This is a genomic window from Shewanella septentrionalis (assembly GCF_025370265.1).
GTDB classification, from domain to species: domain Bacteria; phylum Pseudomonadota; class Gammaproteobacteria; order Enterobacterales; family Shewanellaceae; genus Shewanella; species Shewanella hafniensis.
The window spans coordinates 1-17,664 of sequence record NZ_JAMTCC010000002.1 but is presented as its reverse complement, the minus strand read 5'-3'; the positions used below and the strand labels follow the sequence as shown (position 1 = coordinate 17,664).

At 38.6% G+C, this 17,664-nt stretch carries 14 protein-coding genes and 2 pseudogenes; 6 read left to right on the top strand and 10 right to left on the bottom strand.

Annotated elements, in window-relative coordinates; genetic code table 11:
- Positions 1-60 precede the first annotated feature (60 nt).
- Positions 61-291: pseudogene (locus tag NE536_RS01185) on the top strand (transposase family protein); the annotation flags it as partial.
- Between the two features lie 279 nt (positions 292-570).
- Here the strand turns inward: NE536_RS01185 and NE536_RS01180 are convergent.
- The 7 genes from NE536_RS01180 to NE536_RS01150 all read right to left on the bottom strand — a co-directional run bounded on the left by NE536_RS01180 (position 571) and on the right by NE536_RS01150 (position 7,938).
- Entirely contained in the window at positions 571-2,058 is a 1,488-nt protein-coding gene (locus NE536_RS01180; protein ID WP_261271535.1) for a methyl-accepting chemotaxis protein, read from the bottom strand.
- Positions 2,059-2,067: 9 nt separating this feature from the next.
- On the bottom strand, positions 2,068-2,793 hold the full coding sequence (locus NE536_RS01175) for a substrate-binding periplasmic protein (protein WP_261271534.1): 726 nt from the start codon (positions 2,791-2,793) through the stop codon (positions 2,068-2,070).
- 10 nt (positions 2,794-2,803) lie between these two features.
- A complete protein-coding gene (locus NE536_RS01170) occupies positions 2,804-3,478 on the bottom strand; it encodes a TorF family putative porin (RefSeq protein WP_261271533.1) in 675 nt (224 codons plus the stop codon).
- Between the two features lie 513 nt (positions 3,479-3,991).
- The gene (locus tag NE536_RS01165) at positions 3,992-4,198 is read right to left on the bottom strand and encodes a hypothetical protein (protein ID WP_261271532.1); all 207 of its coding nucleotides are present in this window, start codon (positions 4,196-4,198) and stop codon (positions 3,992-3,994) included.
- A gap of 57 nt (positions 4,199-4,255) precedes the next feature.
- Positions 4,256-5,365, bottom strand: a complete 1,110-nt coding sequence (locus NE536_RS01160) for an HDOD domain-containing protein (protein ID WP_261271531.1) — start codon at positions 5,363-5,365, stop codon at positions 4,256-4,258.
- 9 nt (positions 5,366-5,374) lie between these two features.
- Positions 5,375-7,351, bottom strand: a complete 1,977-nt coding sequence (locus NE536_RS01155; protein ID WP_261271530.1) for an EAL domain-containing protein — start codon at positions 7,349-7,351, stop codon at positions 5,375-5,377.
- Positions 7,352-7,359: 8 nt separating this feature from the next.
- Positions 7,360-7,938: a response regulator gene (locus NE536_RS01150; RefSeq protein WP_261271529.1), complete on the bottom strand. Its 579-nt coding sequence runs from the start codon at positions 7,936-7,938 to the stop codon at positions 7,360-7,362.
- Positions 7,939-8,030: 92 nt separating this feature from the next.
- Between NE536_RS01150 and nosR the strand changes: the two genes are divergently transcribed.
- The 4 genes from nosR (at position 8,031) to NE536_RS01130 (ending at position 14,967) form a co-directional block, all read left to right on the top strand.
- Entirely contained in the window at positions 8,031-9,341 is a 1,311-nt protein-coding gene (nosR, locus tag NE536_RS01145) for a response regulator c-di-GMP phosphodiesterase, NosR family (protein WP_261271528.1), read from the top strand.
- Between the two features lie 68 nt (positions 9,342-9,409).
- Positions 9,410-10,555: an FIST signal transduction protein gene (locus tag NE536_RS01140; protein WP_261271527.1), complete on the top strand. Its 1,146-nt coding sequence runs from the start codon at positions 9,410-9,412 to the stop codon at positions 10,553-10,555.
- Positions 10,548-11,930, top strand: coding sequence for a sensor histidine kinase (locus tag NE536_RS01135; RefSeq protein ID WP_261271526.1), 1,383 nt, complete (start codon positions 10,548-10,550; stop codon positions 11,928-11,930). The genes NE536_RS01140 and NE536_RS01135 overlap by 8 nt, the downstream gene beginning before the upstream one ends.
- Positions 11,914-14,967 carry an ATP-binding protein gene (locus NE536_RS01130; RefSeq protein ID WP_261271525.1) on the top strand — a complete coding sequence of 1,018 codons (3,054 nt, stop codon included), beginning with the start codon at positions 11,914-11,916 and terminating at the stop codon, positions 14,965-14,967. Before NE536_RS01135 ends, NE536_RS01130 begins: the two co-directional genes overlap by 17 nt.
- Before the next feature lie 41 nt (positions 14,968-15,008).
- On the opposite strand, the gene NE536_RS01125 is transcribed toward NE536_RS01130, so the two are convergent.
- The 3 genes from NE536_RS01125 to NE536_RS01115 are packed head-to-tail and all read right to left on the bottom strand — an operon-like array spanning position 15,009 to position 17,235.
- The gene (locus NE536_RS01125; RefSeq protein ID WP_261271524.1) at positions 15,009-16,298 is read right to left on the bottom strand and encodes a sensor histidine kinase; all 1,290 of its coding nucleotides are present in this window, start codon (positions 16,296-16,298) and stop codon (positions 15,009-15,011) included.
- A gap of 2 nt (positions 16,299-16,300) precedes the next feature.
- Positions 16,301-16,873, bottom strand: coding sequence for a chemotaxis protein CheC (locus NE536_RS01120; protein ID WP_261271523.1), 573 nt, complete (start codon positions 16,871-16,873; stop codon positions 16,301-16,303).
- Positions 16,870-17,235 carry a response regulator gene (locus NE536_RS01115; protein WP_261271522.1) on the bottom strand — a complete coding sequence of 122 codons (366 nt, stop codon included), beginning with the start codon at positions 17,233-17,235 and terminating at the stop codon, positions 16,870-16,872. Before NE536_RS01115 ends, NE536_RS01120 begins: the two co-directional genes overlap by 4 nt.
- Before the next feature lie 193 nt (positions 17,236-17,428).
- On the opposite strand from NE536_RS01115, the pseudogene NE536_RS01110 reads away from it, so the two are divergent.
- Positions 17,429-17,664, top strand: a pseudogene (locus NE536_RS01110) (transposase); the annotation flags it as partial.

Genomic DNA, 17,664 nt, shown 5'->3' with positions numbered 1-17,664 from the left:
ACTTGATTGATCTCGTTAGTGTGATCAAATAGCCCTCTTTTTCTTTGTCTCAACACCTAAATGCTTAAACATTTTGAAAACATTACTGATTGTCGTTTACATATAAATCAAGAACATGATGTCATTGATATCTGCTTTCTTGTTCTAAGTGCGGTTATCTCAGGCGCGCAAAGTTGGGCTGATTGCCATGAGTTCGGTACATTGAAACTGACGTGGCTACGCCAACATCGTCCTTTCATAAATGGTATTCCCAGTCAGCAAAGTATTAGGCGAATTTTCAGAGGCATATCCCCCTGTGTCAGGATAGTTGTCGCCTCAATTAATTTGCAAGCGTTAGGTTAAAGCAAGTGAATTATCAAAGGCATTCAGGTCAATTTAAAGAAGCGATATTAAACAAGCTTAGTCATCACCAGGGCGAGATCGCGAACGTTTTACGAACAAATTGAGTGTATTTATCAAACTACATTTGTTCGGAATGTTATCACCTCAAGAATGATTGGAAGTGATTCAATACTGACAACATTCATTGTGAGCAAAAAATGCACACTCATGCGGTTGCCCTGGTCATCACTAGGTTTTAAATATACTGACATTATTCTTTAACTGTATGGAGAGTTCTTTCATATCATGAGAGTTCATTTGGACATTTTCAATTTTGCTCATACTATTTTGCCCGGATGATACAACTTCATTAATATTTTTACTGATATCTTCGGCAACCATACTTTGCTCTGTAATTGCCGCAGAAATATGACTCGACATCTGAGTTATCGCTGTAATGGCTTCTGCAATCCGTTGAATGGATGCACTAGCCGAATTAGCAGCTTGCATACTCTCATGGCTTTTATCTTTACTGATCGCCATGACCTTAACTGCAGACATTGAACCTTGCTGAAGCAGGGTAATCGTTGCATGAATTTGAGCTGTACTTGCCTGTGTTCTGCTTGCAAGCGAGCGTACTTCATCTGCGACTACCGCAAACCCCCGACCTTGCTCGCCTGCGCGAGCAGCTTCAATCGCCGCATTTAGGGCAAGTAAGTTGGTTTGCTCTGCAATAGATTGAATGACATCCAGAAGCGATGCAATTCCTTGAACACTTTCTTCTAGAGATCCGATAACACCTGAGGCTTCATCGAGTTGTTCAACTAAATTTTCGATAGCAGAAATGGAGTTATCGAAAGCTTGCTGAACTATATGGGAATCAAGTTTTGCATTTTCTGCTGATTCTAAGGAACGTTTAGCATTGTTTTCTATTTCAACCGCCGATGATGCCATTTCGGTAATTGCAATGGCTATTTGATCGGTTTCAGCTTGCTGATTGGTTAAGTAGTTAAAGCCTTCGCTACTGAGGTTAGAAATATTTTGCGCTACATTATAGGAATCATCTATTGAGAGTTTTACCGCTCTAATCAATTCGGCAATTTTATGTTCGAATTGATTAAACGAGGCAGCAAGTTGGCCAATCTCATCGTTGCGTCGAACAACTAATTGTTGAGTAAGATCCCCTTCGCCTTGAGCGATCGTAGTCATTTTATCAGCAACCTCAAACAGAGGTTTTACTACTAATTTATTGAATATTAATGTTAAAACTGTTCCTAAGAACACTGCTAGAAGTAATACCTTAAGCACAGAGGCTAGTGCTAAGTCCAATAAAGCTTGGTCAATGTGGCTTTCATCTATATAGAGTTTTAAACTGCCGACTTTGGTTGTGCTGCCGTTATCATCAAAAAATAATTCACCTTCAATAGTATTTGCCGTTGCGGGGCCCTGAGTTTCGACAAATGTTTTACCATTAGTATCTTGAATGACTAATTTAGCAATGTTTTCCGAGGTCACTTCGGCATTGACGAGTTTTTGTGCAAGTTTATCTTGGAAATTCCACATCGCATTGGGCAGGGATAGTCCTATTCGCTCTTTCGCTAGTGATATTTCAGCGTTTAACTTGTCTCTTAGCTGACGGCTTTGAGTTGAATAGTCATAAACCCCGAAGCACAATAGTACTAATACCATCGCGCCCAATGTGGTGCACACTAACCTAAACAAGATGGAGTGGATCAAGGGGAACTCCTACTTCAAGTAGTTTGACATTATGTTGTTAACGTCAATTTTTGTTAGTCCTTGATTATAAATTTTTTGCCATTTTTGGCCTTCGGCATCATTACGAAACGCAATGTAAAGTTTTTTATCCTCTAGCATCACACTGTTCATTTCCACAGCATTTTTAAATTCGCTAAGCGATGGGTCTGTATTGAGTAGGTATTTTAATACGTTCGCGTCAATTACTGCGGCGTCGATGCGCCCTGAGCCGACTTTTTTAACATTCAAATCGTCAGAGGGGACTGCATCCCCTTTGATTGCTCCCGATGCGATCATGTCATCTAATTCTTTGGTATTAACATAATCTTGAACGACTCCAATTCGTTTACCTGCCAAATCCACGACAGTAGTAAAACTAATCGGCTTATTTTTATTTTGTACCAAACCTAAAGGGCCTGTCCCCATGGCATCTGAAAACACAAATTCTGAGGTGTCATATTTGTATTCTGGAAAATAGCCTAAGTATTTGGAGTTTGGCTCCGATGCCATTTTTACAGCTCGAGTCCAAGGGAAAAAATCGACAACTAACTCATGTCCTTCAGCTTTAAAGGCGGCTTTTGCCACGGCGACAGAGGCACCCTGTTCACTTAAGGATTTGTCCGAATATGGTGGCCAAGATAAAGACGTGAGATGGACCGTTTCTGCAACTGCAGTGTTGATAAATAGCGCTAAAATCACTGATACCAAAGCTTTCATATTGGCCTCTTTAGAAGTTAAATGTGCGTGCAACTGTTACCAGAAAAGTGCTTTCACCGAAGGTCTCAAGGTCTGTATCTTCATAACCGGCAGTAAAGTCCCAGCCAGACCAAGAATAGTTTGCTGTCACACGCCAGTGGATATAGGCGTCATCGTCGGTCTCCCATTCCCACTTATCACTGTCTAAGCTCTTGGAGTAGTCAGCACTAATATCAAAGGACAAATTGTCATTAATAGGGAATGATTGTACGACCATCACAATTGCATGCCCTGCACCAGTGCCGAAGTAGTCCCAGGCGTACCAAAAATTCAGATTGGTATTGGCATAATTGAACTTGGCATAACTTTCGGCATAGTTGTAATCCGAACTGAAACTTTTTCCATGATAGGTATATTGGGCTATACCAATATCAAGATTGATAGCATCGGTTAGGCCAAAGTAATAACCAACATAAGCATCCGCTTCTACATCGGTGCCTTCACCAAAGTCGACATTTGAGCCCCAAATTCCTGCATATAAACCAGAATCTCCAGCCCAATCAAAACTAGCTTGAAAGGCAGGGTCTTCTTGAGTTTGGCTTACGCCATTAAATAAGTAATCAGAGGCTACTTTGACCGTGACAGAGGTTGCTGCATAACATGGTGTTGCTGCCAATAATAGTAAAGCAGAGAGTGAATGCTTCATATCATCCTACTAGTACTTAATAAGGTGTAAAGTAAGCTTAGATTGGATTTTTAGATTCGCAAATTATTGTATAGACCAGAGTCTTAGCGGGGTGAGAACGCGAACAATTTTCAGCCATTCAAACAGGAAATACCATCACAATCTAAATTCGCCTTGCATTCTACCGCAAGGCAAGCGTTCGATGTGATCCCTGCATTATCGCCTGAAAGGGCGGTGTTGATTAACCTTGAATGACTTTTTTGCAAGGTCGAGAGATATTATTGTAGGCTTACTCATGTATGGACTCCTTTTGTTTTGGTCGACACCAACTTACGACTGTAGGTTGGTGGAGTCCATACATCGAGTTCAGGTTGATTAAATCATTTCATAAAACTTAATCGTTCCAAGACTTCTGACCGATTAAGCAACTTGCCCATTGTAATTACGTAAACTTAGCATTGGACTATTCAACTGTTTATATCGGCCCATGGAGGTGAGTGAGCCACAGCTCACTAATGCTTGGTTGTACTGCTTCTAATTAACGATTTTACGTAATGATTTGCCCATATTGCCGTCCTGAAGGTGAGTCAGGAGATCAGAATACTGCACGCCAATGAGTTCACGGATTTGTTCAACAACGCCGCCTGAAAGTGTCAGATAGGAATTGGCCTCGCAGGCAGTATAATGCGTGGGGGAAACATATAGCAAAGCCAAGGGTGGGATAAACCGAAATATAGCCATAGAAAATTCCTCTTCTACAGTACCGAAAAACATTGCAGGGATGAGCTGCACAAAGAGTTATTTAAGCAACAAGGCCTTTATTTGATCATCAGACAACTTATCCAATATTTCCTCTGGCATTATGCCATGATGCTCTGTCACATACCAAGCCAAGAATAATAGTAAGGCAAGATTATGCTCTGTATCACTAAACTCAGGCTCTGCACTAGACAAAATGGTATGACATAAGGATTCGCTGTATCCCCATAGCGTTAAAAGGTAAGCAGATATAGCGACAATCAGTTTTTGGGGTGGCCAATCAGCAAATTGAGCCGCAAACATGTTTTGCCAAATACGTGAAGAAACAATTAACTCTCCTATCGATGACATCAATGCTGCTATAAATAACTCCTCTTGCTTACTCTTTTGTAAACACAACACATTAGCTATTTTTTGAGCGTTTAGTGCCCGCTGATAAGCATGTTCGTTAATTCTTATTTGTGCAGACTTATCAATAATCGACGTTAAAGATTGCTCAATCGCGATAGAACTGATTATCGCGCTGGTTAAATCCATACCTAGACGTTTAATCGCTTCTTCAATCGAAAGTGTTGTACGACTAAAACCTAGAAAAGCAGAGTTTGCGAGTTGTAAGAGTTTAGCCGTAATTAAGGGGTCATGTGCAATAAGATCCACAATATCAGCGGCTTCTGATTGATCATTCTGCAGCATCTTTCGTACACGTTGTACGATATCTGGTTGCGGTAACAACAAAGCACTTGCCCCTAACATTGCTCTAATGTCATGAGAGAATGGCAATTTATGAACCCGTTCCACTGAGGTCAGAAGTTGTACAATATCCTGTTCATTGAAGGGTTTACTCAATACAAAATGAGCCGTTTTGCCCGCTTTGCATACAACTTCCTCTGTCGTGTCACCTGTAAGTAACGCTCTAATTGCCTGAGGATAATGCTTTGAAGCCTCAACAAGTACCGTATCGCCATTAACATCAGGCATTAAGTAATCGCAGATAATAAGATCCACATTAACATCATTAGCAATAGATTTTGCCCAGTTTAAACCATCCTGCTCAGTCCAAAACTGCCAGTCAGGTCTCAGTCTTTTCGCTAGCCGCAAGAGAGCTCTAAGCATAAAGCTGTCATCATCAACAAAGAGTACATTAAACATAACTCTCTCCTAAGTCATTGTGGCTGAAAGACTTTCAAAAGAAGTCAATAGCGCTAAATACTCCTCTTCAGATTGCGGTTTAGAAATGCAGTATCCTTGTACTACATCACAACCTAAGGATTTGACAATATTGAGTTGATCCAATGTCTCAATACCTTCGACAACCACTTTCATGTTCAAATCGTGTGCCAATCTAACCACATTGGCGACTAAACTTTCTGTATTTAAATTACTTTCAATATCTAACACAAGTGAACGGTCAATTTTTAGCACATTTATCGGGAGTTTACTCAAATAACTTAAAGAGGAATAACCTGTACCAAAATCGTCAATCGCAATGCTAATACCCAGCGCGGCAATTGCTTTGAGGGTGATGGCACAATCCTCAAGATTATTCAGCAAAAATGTTTCCGTTAACTCAAACTCTAAATCTGTTGGTTCAACCCCGGTGAGCTGAATATGATGCTTTATCCAGTGGATAAAATCAGGCTCCATCAGTTGTCGGCCTGAGATATTAATTGCCATTTTGCCAAAATGAATTCCCTCGACACGCCATTTTGCAGCGGTAATAAAAGCCGTTTTTAGCACCCAATAACCAATATCAACCATTTGCCCGTGTTGCTCGGCTAAAGGAATAAATAACGCTGGTGAAACCATACCAAATTCAGGATGCTGCCAGCGGATCAAGGCTTCGCATCCCGATAAACTATATTTAGCAAAATCAAATTTCGCCTGAAAATGCAGGAACAGTTGACGTTGTTTCACCGCATGATATAGCGCCTGATTTAATGAAATTTGATGTTTTTTCCGTTCAATTGCTTGCTGATCATAACGCATGAACATTCGCACAGGGTCTTCAGCCATCATTAAATTACCCAGTAATAAATTATTCAGTACGGTTCGAGGTTCATCACCATCCTCAGGGATAAGGCAGTAACTGACAGCATAATCCAACTTAGATGATATAAGATTCACTTTACCAGTGACGGGATCAATAATTGATGCAGTCTTCTGTAAGGCATCCAGTTCAGATACGACATCTGGCAGAAACAGCACAAATTGTTCATTTGCCAGCAGCGCTAGTTGTCCTTGTGCCCCCATAGAGTTGCACAGCAGTAATGCAATATCTTCAATGGTTCGCTGTGCTTCCGAATACCCAATCATCCGACTCCAAAGTTCAAAACTTCTTATTTTGATGACAACAAGTACCGCTGAATGACCCGAGTTAATATATTGACTAATAACCGAAATAAGTTGTTGATAGTTGAGTAAGGATGGAAGCTCAAATGCCGTGTTGAGTAACTCGACATCCGTCACGGGATTTAAACATAAAATAACACCTGAAGGACAAGCTAAACGACAACTTACCTCTAATTCAGTATGGTTTAATAATCTTATCGACATGCTTTGGCCAACAGTAAGTGTCTGCTCTTGCCATCTGACCCTATCAGGTTCAACCAAGAACTCATCAAATGAACGGCCTTCTATCACTGCTGACCCTAGCAGCTTTCTCGCAGCGATATTAGCTTGCGTAATTTTACAAGGATGGGATATTTCGAGTAAGGCATCTGGACTTACCAATAACATTTTCTGGGACTGGCGTTGAAATAATTGCTGGTCATAATGCATAAATGCATGTGCAAGCTCTTTAGTTAGCTCTTCATCCTCCCAAGGTTTTTGTAAGTAACGGTATGCACTACCCGCATTAAGTAATGACTTTACCGACTCGAAATCTGAGTATCCACTAAGTACCAGTCCTACAATATCAGGATACAAACGTTTGATTTTAGAGAGTAACTCACCCCCATCCATATAGGGCATTCTAAAATCGGTCAACACGACTTTACAGTCATAATTGAGTAAGACGTTAAGTGCTTCCTCCCCACTTTGGGCAACCTTTACTGAATAGCCTGAACGAGTTAACAAGCGTGTTAGCGCTTTTAAAATGCCAACTTCGTCATCAACTAACAATACAGATTTATCCATTATGACCTCTAACTTAGTAGCATATTAACTCTGTCTAATATGTCTTGATTATCAAAGGGTTTACTTATTGCATCATCTGCCCCTAGTCTAATCGACTCTGCTAACTCTGTAGGAGAAAGCCCTGATAAAACTAAAATTTTAAGCTTAGCCAAATCAGGTCGTTGCCGAATGAATTGGATCACTTCATAGCCATCTATGCCAGGCAAAGACAAGTCAAGGAGGATTAAGTCAGGCTTTTCTGCGATAATTTTAACCCCAGCCTGAAAACCATCCTGCGCCGATGAAATCGAAAAAGGTGTTGAATGCAATGCTCTTCTTAATGCATTTAACATCGATAATTCATCATCAATGATAAGGATAGACTTTTTATCCGAAGTTAACTCATTATTATTTGAGGTTAATAAATCTTCTGGCATTGGCATGTTTTGTTGATGCAGAAAACTAATAAAGTCTTCAACCAATACTCGATAGTTACCTCTTCCCGGTAACTTGTGTCCAATTAATTGACCTTTAGCAATCCATCGACTCACAGTGCGTTGATGAACATCACAATATTGGGCAATGTCGCTTGGTCTGAGCGTTTTCATGCTCTTGTACCCATGATTATTCTTGCTTAGTTAGCACTTATAGCATAATTTTAATCTATAAGACAAATAGGACAAATGCGATAGGTGACTTAATGACAACCCCATCTGAAAGCACTCTGCCAGTGATTCTGTGTGTAGACGATGAAGTCAGTATTCTAAAATCGCTGCAGCGACTTTTCATTGGTAAAAGTTTGCAGCTTTTACTGGCAGATAGTGGCAGCCAAGCCTTAGAACTAATGCAGCAGCATAGAGTCAATGTCATTATCTCTGACATGCGTATGCCGCATATGACGGGGGCGGAATTTCTTGCAAAAGCGGCCATATTGCAACCCGATGCCTACCGCATTTTAATGACTGGTTATGCCGACCTAGCCTCCACTGTCTCGGCGATCAATCTAGGAAAAATCCACCGATACGTGCAAAAACCTTGGGACAACCAAGAGTTATTAGCTGTGGTTGATGAAGGATTAGCGCTATTCCACTTAATTCGTCAAAACAAGCAACTCACCGCCAAAGTCGCGGCACAAAATAAACAGTTAAAAGAACTCAACAATTCCCTTGAGGAAACGGTACAAAAACGCACTGAACAACTCAAACAAACCCTCTTAAAATTTAAAAATTTAGCGAGTGAAAGGCAAAAGGATGAGGCCGCTACATTAGAAGTGCTTTATAACATCATCGTAAGTTACCCCCCTCTCAGTGGTGAACTCGCTCGTAAAATAAGCGCCACCTGTGAATATCTAGCCAATGCATTAAAATTATCCCCTGAACAGGTCGTTACTATTACAAAAGCAGGGTTATTTTCAGAAATCGGCAAAATAGCACTTCCCACCAAAATCGCCGAAACCGCTTACACCGATCTTTATGATCGTGAACGCCGTTTGTTTAATGAACACCCATTACATGCTGAAGAAATCCTATTACCTGCACAGCATTTAAGCGAAATGTCACATATCATCGCTAATCAACTAGAACGCTATAATGGTGGAGGCGAGCCGATACAAAAAATTGGAACAGATATCCCTCTAGGTTCCAGAATATTAGCGGTGGCGAGAGATTTTTGGTTACACGTAGAGGGGCGATATGATGGTGATAAAAAAAGTATGCTCGATGGTTTTGAGGCCATTAAACTCCGCCAAGGTAGTTATTATGATCCTGTAATCGTTAATATATTGTCTATCTTAGTTGCTTCTGAAGATGTCGATATCGCCAATAAGGCTCGTAGAGGGATTGAAGTCCGTGCGCTGAAAGCTGGAATGAAATTAAAACAAAATCTATACAACCTAAAACATATACTTTTGTTGCCTGAAGGCCATGTACTCACCCCAGCTTCCCTTGATAAATTATCAAAATATCAACTAAAACATAAGGAGCAATTACTCGTTGAAATAGAAACCACTTAGACTGGCAAACAGTAAGGAGTCGTGGAATGAAGATCCAGCGGCACTTTTTAAATGCGACTGAGGCTAACATGTTGCAACAACAAATTAGCTCAATCAAACAGGATACACCTGCTCAATTAGCGATCGCATTCGGTAATATTGACGCCATTCTTCAACTATCACAGGCAACAGAAACCACTCGTGTAGCAAACTTTTGGGTTGCAACAAGTTCCTGTATTAGTGCCTTTTCCGATATCCCTCTTGAAAATAATCATAATAATTTAGCTATTTTGCAATTTTTTGACCCGCAAGGGAGTTACGGCGTTGCAAGTAAGCAAAGTTCAATTGAGACGATCATTGAAGACAGTCAACTAGCGCTAGCTCAAGCTCTAAGCTCTGCAAATAGATCTGGTGAATTACCGACGTTTATTTGGTGTAGCCAATCACCCGGACTAGAAGAAGGGTTAATTGCAGGGATACGAAAAGTGATCGGCGATAATGTCCCAGTGTTTGGTGGCACGGCTGCCGATAACGATGTTTCAGGTAAATGGTGTATGTTCGATGGACATCAAACTATCACGACCGGTTTTATTATTGCGGTACTGTTTCCATCAACACCGATAAATTATTTTTTTAGCAGTGGTTATGAAACGACTGAACATAAAGCGACAGTTACCTGTGCAAGTGGAAGAAAATTGCATACGTTAGACAACCAACCGGCAGCCAGTGTTTATAATCAATGGCGAGCGCAAAAGATGCTAACTCCTCTAATGACAGGCCCAGTACTCACGCAAAGTACCTTTAATCCCCTAGGACGGGTGATTTTAGATAATGATGAGCAAATGACCTTACTTAGCCATCCTGCATTTATCTATAAGGACGGTACGATGGAATTGTTCTCAGAGGTAAACCAAGGAGAGCATCTAACATTTATGCATGGTAACCCAGCACTCTTAATCCAACGTGCACAAACGGTAACACACTTTGCGACCCAACAATTACACGATTTATACGACAGTAAACCGTTAGCCGCGATTGTGATATTTTGTGCAGGTTGTATGCTCGCGATTAAAGATGAAACATATCAAGTGAGACAAGGGATTGAAACCGTATTAAACAATGTCCCCTTTATTGGTGCATTTACCTTTGGTGAACAAGGTCAATTTGCCGATGGAGTGAATCGTCATGGCAACCTGATGATCTCGGCAGTGATATTTGGACATCCGAATGAGTAAAACTGAACAACAACATGAATTGCTAATGCAATTAAAGGTAGAAAATCAACAGCTATTAGAGTTTAAAAAGCTCAATAGCTTAATGCTGAAAACCCTAAAGGCATTTACCAATCATAGTGAGCAATCTACGCCCTTCTACTGCCTGTTTGAATTAATTTACCAGGAATTAAAACCCGACTTACAACTATTAATCACCTGCAATCATAATAGTGATGGATTTTCCATTGTATCAAGCACAGATGAAATGCTGATAGGACAAGACTTTCAACTTGATAATGCTCTAGATACCAAACCGGAACAAAGCATATTTAGTGAGCCAGCCCTTTTTTTTGATCTGAACTTAACATCGAAGTGGCCTAACTCACTGCGAAAATTATTACCTATAGCAGAATCAGCATTAATACAGCCAGTGAAGATCGCCAGTCGCTGCTATGCCATAATATTAATAATAAATCACGTCAATGGTTTTAGTACGAAAGCTAAATCTGTGATGTTAAACTACAGCAGTTTTATCGCCAGTACATTAACACTTATAGAGTATCAGCATGTTGCTGCAGAGCGAGACACTTTGTTTTCACAACAAAAACGTATTGAGCAAAGTATGGCAAGGCAAGGTAAACTAGCTGCAATCGGCCAACTTGCCGCGGGAGTTGCTCACGAACTAAATAATCCACTTGGCTTTATATACAGCAATTTAAATACTTTTGAGTTATATTTAAAAGACATCGCCAGCTTTATAACTCAAGTTTACAATGACTATCCAGAACTAACTAATCATCATAAAAAAAACAATATAGATTTTATTTTAAAGGACAGCACAGAACTTATTGACGAAAGTTTACAAGGTGCCAGGCGCGCACGAGAAATTATTAAAAACCTAAGAAGTTTCTCACACCCAGATGAAAGCTCCATATCAGAAATTAATATCATAGACCTAATAAATGACACCGTAAAAATAGCAACTACTGAAGTAAAAAAAAGTGCAAATATAATCGTAACTCACTACTTAAAGAACGCATTCATCCAGGGGAACACTACTCAACTAAATCAGGTGTTATTAAATTTGATAAATAATGCGCATCATTCAATTACAAGAAGAAAAGGCTTAATTGAAATTAACACGAGCAAACGTGAAAACTGGATAAACATTGAAATCTCAGATAATGGCTGCGGAATAAATGAGAATGATACCCCTCATATTTTTGAGCCTTTTTTTACAACAAAAGAAGTTGGAAAAGGTACAGGCTTAGGGCTTTCAATCTCAAAAGCAATACTAGAACAGTATAATGGCTATATTGCACTTGACTACACTGGTCAAAATGGAACTAAATTTGTCATAAGTTTGCCGGAGTATAATAATGTTAGCGACAATTAAAAATAACAATAAACAAATAAAGAAGCATCGATTGTTATTTTTACTCTATTGTATCATTATTGGCTTTATTGCAAATTCATTTGCTGTATCATTCCCAATAGCAGTACCATTATGTGTTGGCAATGTTGCAATATTAGTAACATTGGCTCGTTTAGGTCCTCTATGGGCAATTGTATGCTTCGCCTTTGTTGTATACCCACTTCCATCCGACATTGCAATAGCACTTAGTATTATCCAAATAATTCTATTCCGAATTCATATAAAAAATACTAATTACGGTATAATTAGAATATCAACAATTTACTTTTTAGTAGCTTTTTTAACCAACAAAGTTTTACTACCTGAAGTTATAACTGACAACCTAACATTTTTAATTCTATTTACATCGCTATCTACGGCATTATTTTTCTGGAGCATTAAAGCGGTTCATTTATTACTCGCTTTATATGTTAATGCTGAAGAATTAAGAAAGCAATCATTACAGCATCAACTATCTTTTAGAGTTGGATTATATACAGCCATTCCTGCAACACTACTTATTACGCTTGGATTAAATGGAATAACAAGCCTAGAACTTGTTAAGCAAATATTTCATTATCAAAAGGAAACAAGTTCCCTAAGAGAGAGAATTGAGTTAAAACTAAATGACTACAAAATAAAAGTTGAAACCGTCGTAAAAACAGCAAATACAGAGTTAACTACAATTACCTTAAAGCGACTTGTTGAACAGTCGCCAGAATTTATTTCATCACTTGTCACTGATGATAAAGGTTTCATTAAAGCGTTTTATAAACGAGATGCTAATAATGAACCTTTAACCAAAGTGACCGTCGCAGATCGCCCATACTTTAACCAAGCAAAGAAAACAAACTCATCTTATATTAGTGATACATTTAGAGGAAGAACACTCGGAGATGACCAATTATTTGCAGTGAGTACACCAATAATCATTGACAATAATTTCAATGGTATTTTACAGCTTGCAGTTAAGCTTGATTACTTACTACAAGTATTTGATAAACGCAATGATAAAATATCTCATAGAATACTAATTGATAACACAGGAAATAAAGTCTGGGGAAACAACATCAGCGGAAATGTTGGTAATATTTGGAACCGTCCAAAAGATAGCAAACCAATGATGGACACGTTTCTAAGTAAAAGTGTATTTAATCCTCTAATGCCAATTGTATTTAGTGAAGGTGCTTACCATCTTGTTATCAATGAAAAAATTGGCTTGACCGGTTGGAGTCTTTATTTTTTCATTGATACTAATGATCTTGTTATAAAGTTCTCTATTTACTTTGCCCTTGCTCTTGCCTTAATCACATTAATACTAGAAGCATCAGTTAGATTGTCGAATGAATTTTTAAAAAATTATACACAGGCTCTAGAAGAATTAGTCTATTACACCCAGCAATGGGATGGTAAAAGTATCAGTAATAACAGTCTAACTTTTACGCAATCAGCGCTGGAGATTGATACCTTAGCTCATAGTTTTGCTAATATGCAACGAAGGGTTGCTACAGCTCATCATGCTATGATATCGACAATGAATGACGTTAAACTTCTTAATGAAGAATTAGAAGAAAGAGTTGAACATCGCACAAAAGAACTAGAACGAGAGCGTGATAAAGCTAATCAGCTAGCAGCAATTAAAACACGTTTCCTTGCGAATATGAGTCATGAGATACGAACACCAATCACTATTATAAAAGGCTTCACTGAACAGATTTTACCAAAAACGCAAGGGGACGTGTATCATGCTCTTTGTAAAATAGAGCAAAATACTTTACATCTTCAAAATGTTATTAATGACATTCTAGACGCAGCTAAAATTGATGAAGGCAAAATGACCATTGCTGAGCAAGCAGTCGCTATCTATCCTTTTCTCTCTAGCCTTAGTGAGTCTATGGAAGTATTAGCTAGGCCAAAAAAATTAAAAATTGAAGTCAATATTGATATTGCTAAAACTCAATATGTCATGACAGATCCTTACCGACTTAAACAAATACTATTAAACTTTATTAGCAATGCTATTAAGTTTACTGTCAAAGGTAGAATTAAATTAATCGCAAACATAACAAACAAAAATGAATTATACATAGCCATTATTGATGAAGGAATTGGAATATCAGATCAGCAAGCATCTAAATTATTCGAAGCTTTTACACAAGCCGACTCTAGTACAAGTCGCGATTATGGTGGAACAGGTTTAGGATTATTCATAAGTAAACAATTAGCCGATGCAATGTCTATCAAGCTCACGATGCAAAGTAAAATTGGGATTGGTTCATGCTTTGCAGTCACCCTTCCTAAAAATAAAATCATTGAAGACGCTGTGCACATAAATAAACATGACATCGAAATAGTATCAACCATACCAAACTGGAGTGGTCATCTCATTCTGATTGTTGATGATGTCGAAGATATTAGAGAGTTAATTTCTCTTTATCTAAAAGATACAAAGATTGCTATCGATTTTGGTCAAAATGGTCAACAAGCCATTCAATTAGCACAGCAAAAAAATTATGACTTGATTATCTTAGATCAACAAATGCCCATTATGGATGGATTGTCAGCAGCAAAAATAATTCGAGAGCTTAATAAAAACACACCATTATTATCACTGAGTGCGGACATTCTTGATACAGATGGCCCCCAACCAAACCTATTTAATAAGTCGATTGCAAAGCCATTTACTAAAAGTCAATTAATATCAAGCATTAAATCATATATTAATAACAAGCAAGATCTTGAGGAAATTGTAAATGAGGAAGCAGAAGACGAATTGAAAGCTGAATACTTGCAAACACTACCAAAGGCATTATCACTAATTGAGCAACTTATAAACAATGACAACAAAAACAATTTAGAGCGCGAATTACATAAACTAAAAGGTACAAGTGCTTGTTTGGGGCTTACCACAATATCCATTTGTGCAGCCAACCTTCAAAAACTACTTAAAGAGAGAATGATAAAAAAACATGAACTTCATGATTTATCAATGGAAATAGATAAACTTTTAAAGAAATAATGTAAAATCAGTAAGTGATTTATGCATTAGAAAATATTCAGTTATGTGACATTCTCAGGAGATAAAATAGGTAAAATAACTGTAAAAGTAGTACCCTCACCAACAACTGAAGCGACCTTAATTTCACCTTTGTGTTTCTGAACGATACTGTAAGACAACGACAACCCCAAACCAGTACCAGTACCAACGGGTTTAGTCGTATAAAAAGGTTCAAAAATCTTGCGAAGATCTTGGGCTGCTATACCTGAACCACTATCATTAATTACAATGATAAACTCAGTATCGGAAGCACTAACGTCGATTAATATTTCGCCTCTTTCATCTATTGCCTGTGCCGCATTAATTAATAAGTTGAGAAAGACTTGATTTAACTGCATCGGCTGGCAATACAACTCCGGTAAATTATCTTGGAAATTGCGCAAAATGACTGCTTTATATTTAATTTGATTGGCTGCGATTTTTAAAGTATTTTCAATACCTTCTACTACATTAGCATATTGCCACTCGCTACTATCTACGTGGGAGAACGACTTAAGACTTTTCACTATCACGGCAACACGATCTAGCCCCTCAATTGACTCATTAATCAAATCGGGTAAGTCAGTACATATATACTCAAACTGATGACGTTTAAGCATATCTTGCTCAAGAGAAAAATATGGAGGGGAAGCAATTTTTCGCGTCATTTTTTGATAGAAATTAATTAAATTCAATAGCTTAACGCTATAATCCTGTAGGCTTTGCAAATTTGAATTAACAAAACCAATAGGATTATTAATTTCATGTGCAACACCTGCGGCTAACTGACCTATTGCGGCCATTTTTTCCGATTGTAATAACTGATTCTGCGCCGCTTCTAATTTTTTATTGAGTAGACTTAATGCAGTATGCTCTTGCTCAAGTTGCTCAGAGAGACTTTTTTGCGCCTGGTAGTAACTAGCAAGCTCTGTAACATCTTGAACAATTAAACAAACCGTTTTAACTTGGTTATTTTCTATATCAAGGGGGAAAAACTCAATATTTTGGTACATTGCCGTTTCTTCACCTGTAATAGGCCGACTACTATTAAAGTCGAATACATGGGGACGATGTTCCCAGTAAGAAAAACTCGCATTATTAAGAACAAAAACACTATTTATTTTTTTTTGCAGAAATTTTGCAGCATCAGGAAATAATGTGAGTAGATTAATGTCTTGCGTCTTAGATTTATCGGAAGGTAACCTATCAGTAAAAAATTCATTCCAGTAGATAATTTGATAACACTCATCAACCACACAGATCCCTAGCGGTAAGCGCGATGCAAGTTTCTGTAATAGTTGTGACTGACTCATAATTACTCCAGCAGTTGCTGCAGTTTCGCTATTAAAGTTTGAACAGATGCCTCTTCCAAACAGATCACAACTTTTGAGTCAAACTGACTTACTTCCACTTTAAACTCAACCTCCATCATTAAAGTACTTGCCCATCTATAGTGGTAATGCTGGCTGGCTGCATTGTACATTGTCGGCATACTTAACTTTGCGTTTAATGAAAGTTGCTCTGCAAATCCTGTTAAACATGCGCCAGCTAAAATGTTGGCTAGTTCTAACAACAATTCATTTAACCGGCCTTGAGTTAGTGGCAGTTCATACTCCATTAATGTACCAATCGCATCGCAGCCCTGCTTAGATAGCATTGAAATAACTTCACCTTTAATACTGCCTAAGAACGATTGGCGTGTATACCACATTTCATTGTCCGATAGCATAGAGACAAATTGTTCAGGAGTAACATCACTAATTTTAGGAATTGATAGTGTAATTTTCGCTTCGATTAAACGAGCAAGTGAATTAGCTGCTTGCCCCATGGAAATATTCATCAATTCCTGCAGCGCGTCTCGCTGTTCTTCGGATAGCAACATGTTCATATTAGCCCCACATCGAAAAGTGCTTCTCTTAACTGTGCGGGTTGTAACGGTTTTTGTAAGAAACGAAAAGCACCTAGGGAATCAACTAACAATTTAGCTTCTGGCTGTATATCTGCACTTATCACAATCACAACAGTCTTTGATTGTTGTTCATGAAGACATTTAAGCACTCCGAATCCATCAAGTTCAGGCATAGTCAGGTCAAGAAATAGTACCTCAGCCTTACCTGAATTAGCTGCTTCTAGGGCCTCTTTTCCATTGCATGCTTCAGTGATTTCAACATCCCAGCCCTCAGGTAGAGCTCGTCTTACCGCTTTTCGGGACATTAAAGAATCATCAGCAATTGTGACTGGTATTGGCATCGCATCACCTCATGAGTGTCTCATCTGTCTTATATTAGTCGTTATTCATAAGACGTCAATGTAAGATAGGAAGATTAAAAATCTTCGTTATATCTGAATTAGTGGATATTATGAGCTTTGTTTCTTACATAGGTTGAACTAAATCTGAAGCTGCTGATCTGATCGGCATCGCCTATCAACTTACCCATCAACCGTGTCAAAACCTCGCTATAAAATAACCAACTGGAAGCAATACAACCAAGCTTTAATCAACCACGGTTCGCTTACCTTCTGAATTGATGAGGATGCAATTGCTAAGTGGAAAGCCAAGGTCGAGCAGCCTAAGAAGGTCGTCTTCGTGTGTTTAGCGACTTAGCAATTACCACTGCGTTGATGGTTAAGCGTATTTTCTCTATGCCACTGCGAGCCTTACAGGGCTTTATCAATTCG

Bases quoted from the DNA above. Each gene is read 5' to 3' on its own strand.
- NE536_RS01175 (WP_261271534.1), bottom strand. From the start codon at position 2,793: ATGAAAGCTTTGGTATCAGTGATTTTAGCGCTATTTATCAACACTGCA.
- NE536_RS01170 (WP_261271533.1), bottom strand. From the start codon at position 3,478: ATGAAGCATTCACTCTCTGCTTTACTATTATTGGCAGCAACACCATGT.
- NE536_RS01165 (WP_261271532.1), bottom strand. From the start codon at position 4,198: ATGGCTATATTTCGGTTTATCCCACCCTTGGCTTTGCTATATGTTTCC.
- NE536_RS01160 (WP_261271531.1), bottom strand. From the start codon at position 5,365: ATGTTTAATGTACTCTTTGTTGATGATGACAGCTTTATGCTTAGAGCT.
- NE536_RS01155 (WP_261271530.1), bottom strand. From the start codon at position 7,351: ATGGATAAATCTGTATTGTTAGTTGATGACGAAGTTGGCATTTTAAAA.
- NE536_RS01150 (WP_261271529.1), bottom strand. From the start codon at position 7,938: ATGAAAACGCTCAGACCAAGCGACATTGCCCAATATTGTGATGTTCAT.
- nosR (WP_261271528.1), top strand. From the start codon at position 8,031: ATGACAACCCCATCTGAAAGCACTCTGCCAGTGATTCTGTGTGTAGAC.
- NE536_RS01140 (WP_261271527.1), top strand. From the start codon at position 9,410: ATGTTGCAACAACAAATTAGCTCAATCAAACAGGATACACCTGCTCAA.
- NE536_RS01135 (WP_261271526.1), top strand. From the start codon at position 10,548: ATGAGTAAAACTGAACAACAACATGAATTGCTAATGCAATTAAAGGTA.
- NE536_RS01130 (WP_261271525.1), top strand. From the start codon at position 11,914: ATGTTAGCGACAATTAAAAATAACAATAAACAAATAAAGAAGCATCGA.
- NE536_RS01125 (WP_261271524.1), bottom strand. From the start codon at position 16,298: ATGAGTCAGTCACAACTATTACAGAAACTTGCATCGCGCTTACCGCTA.
- NE536_RS01120 (WP_261271523.1), bottom strand. From the start codon at position 16,873: ATGAACATGTTGCTATCCGAAGAACAGCGAGACGCGCTGCAGGAATTG.
- NE536_RS01115 (WP_261271522.1), bottom strand. From the start codon at position 17,235: ATGCCAATACCAGTCACAATTGCTGATGATTCTTTAATGTCCCGAAAA.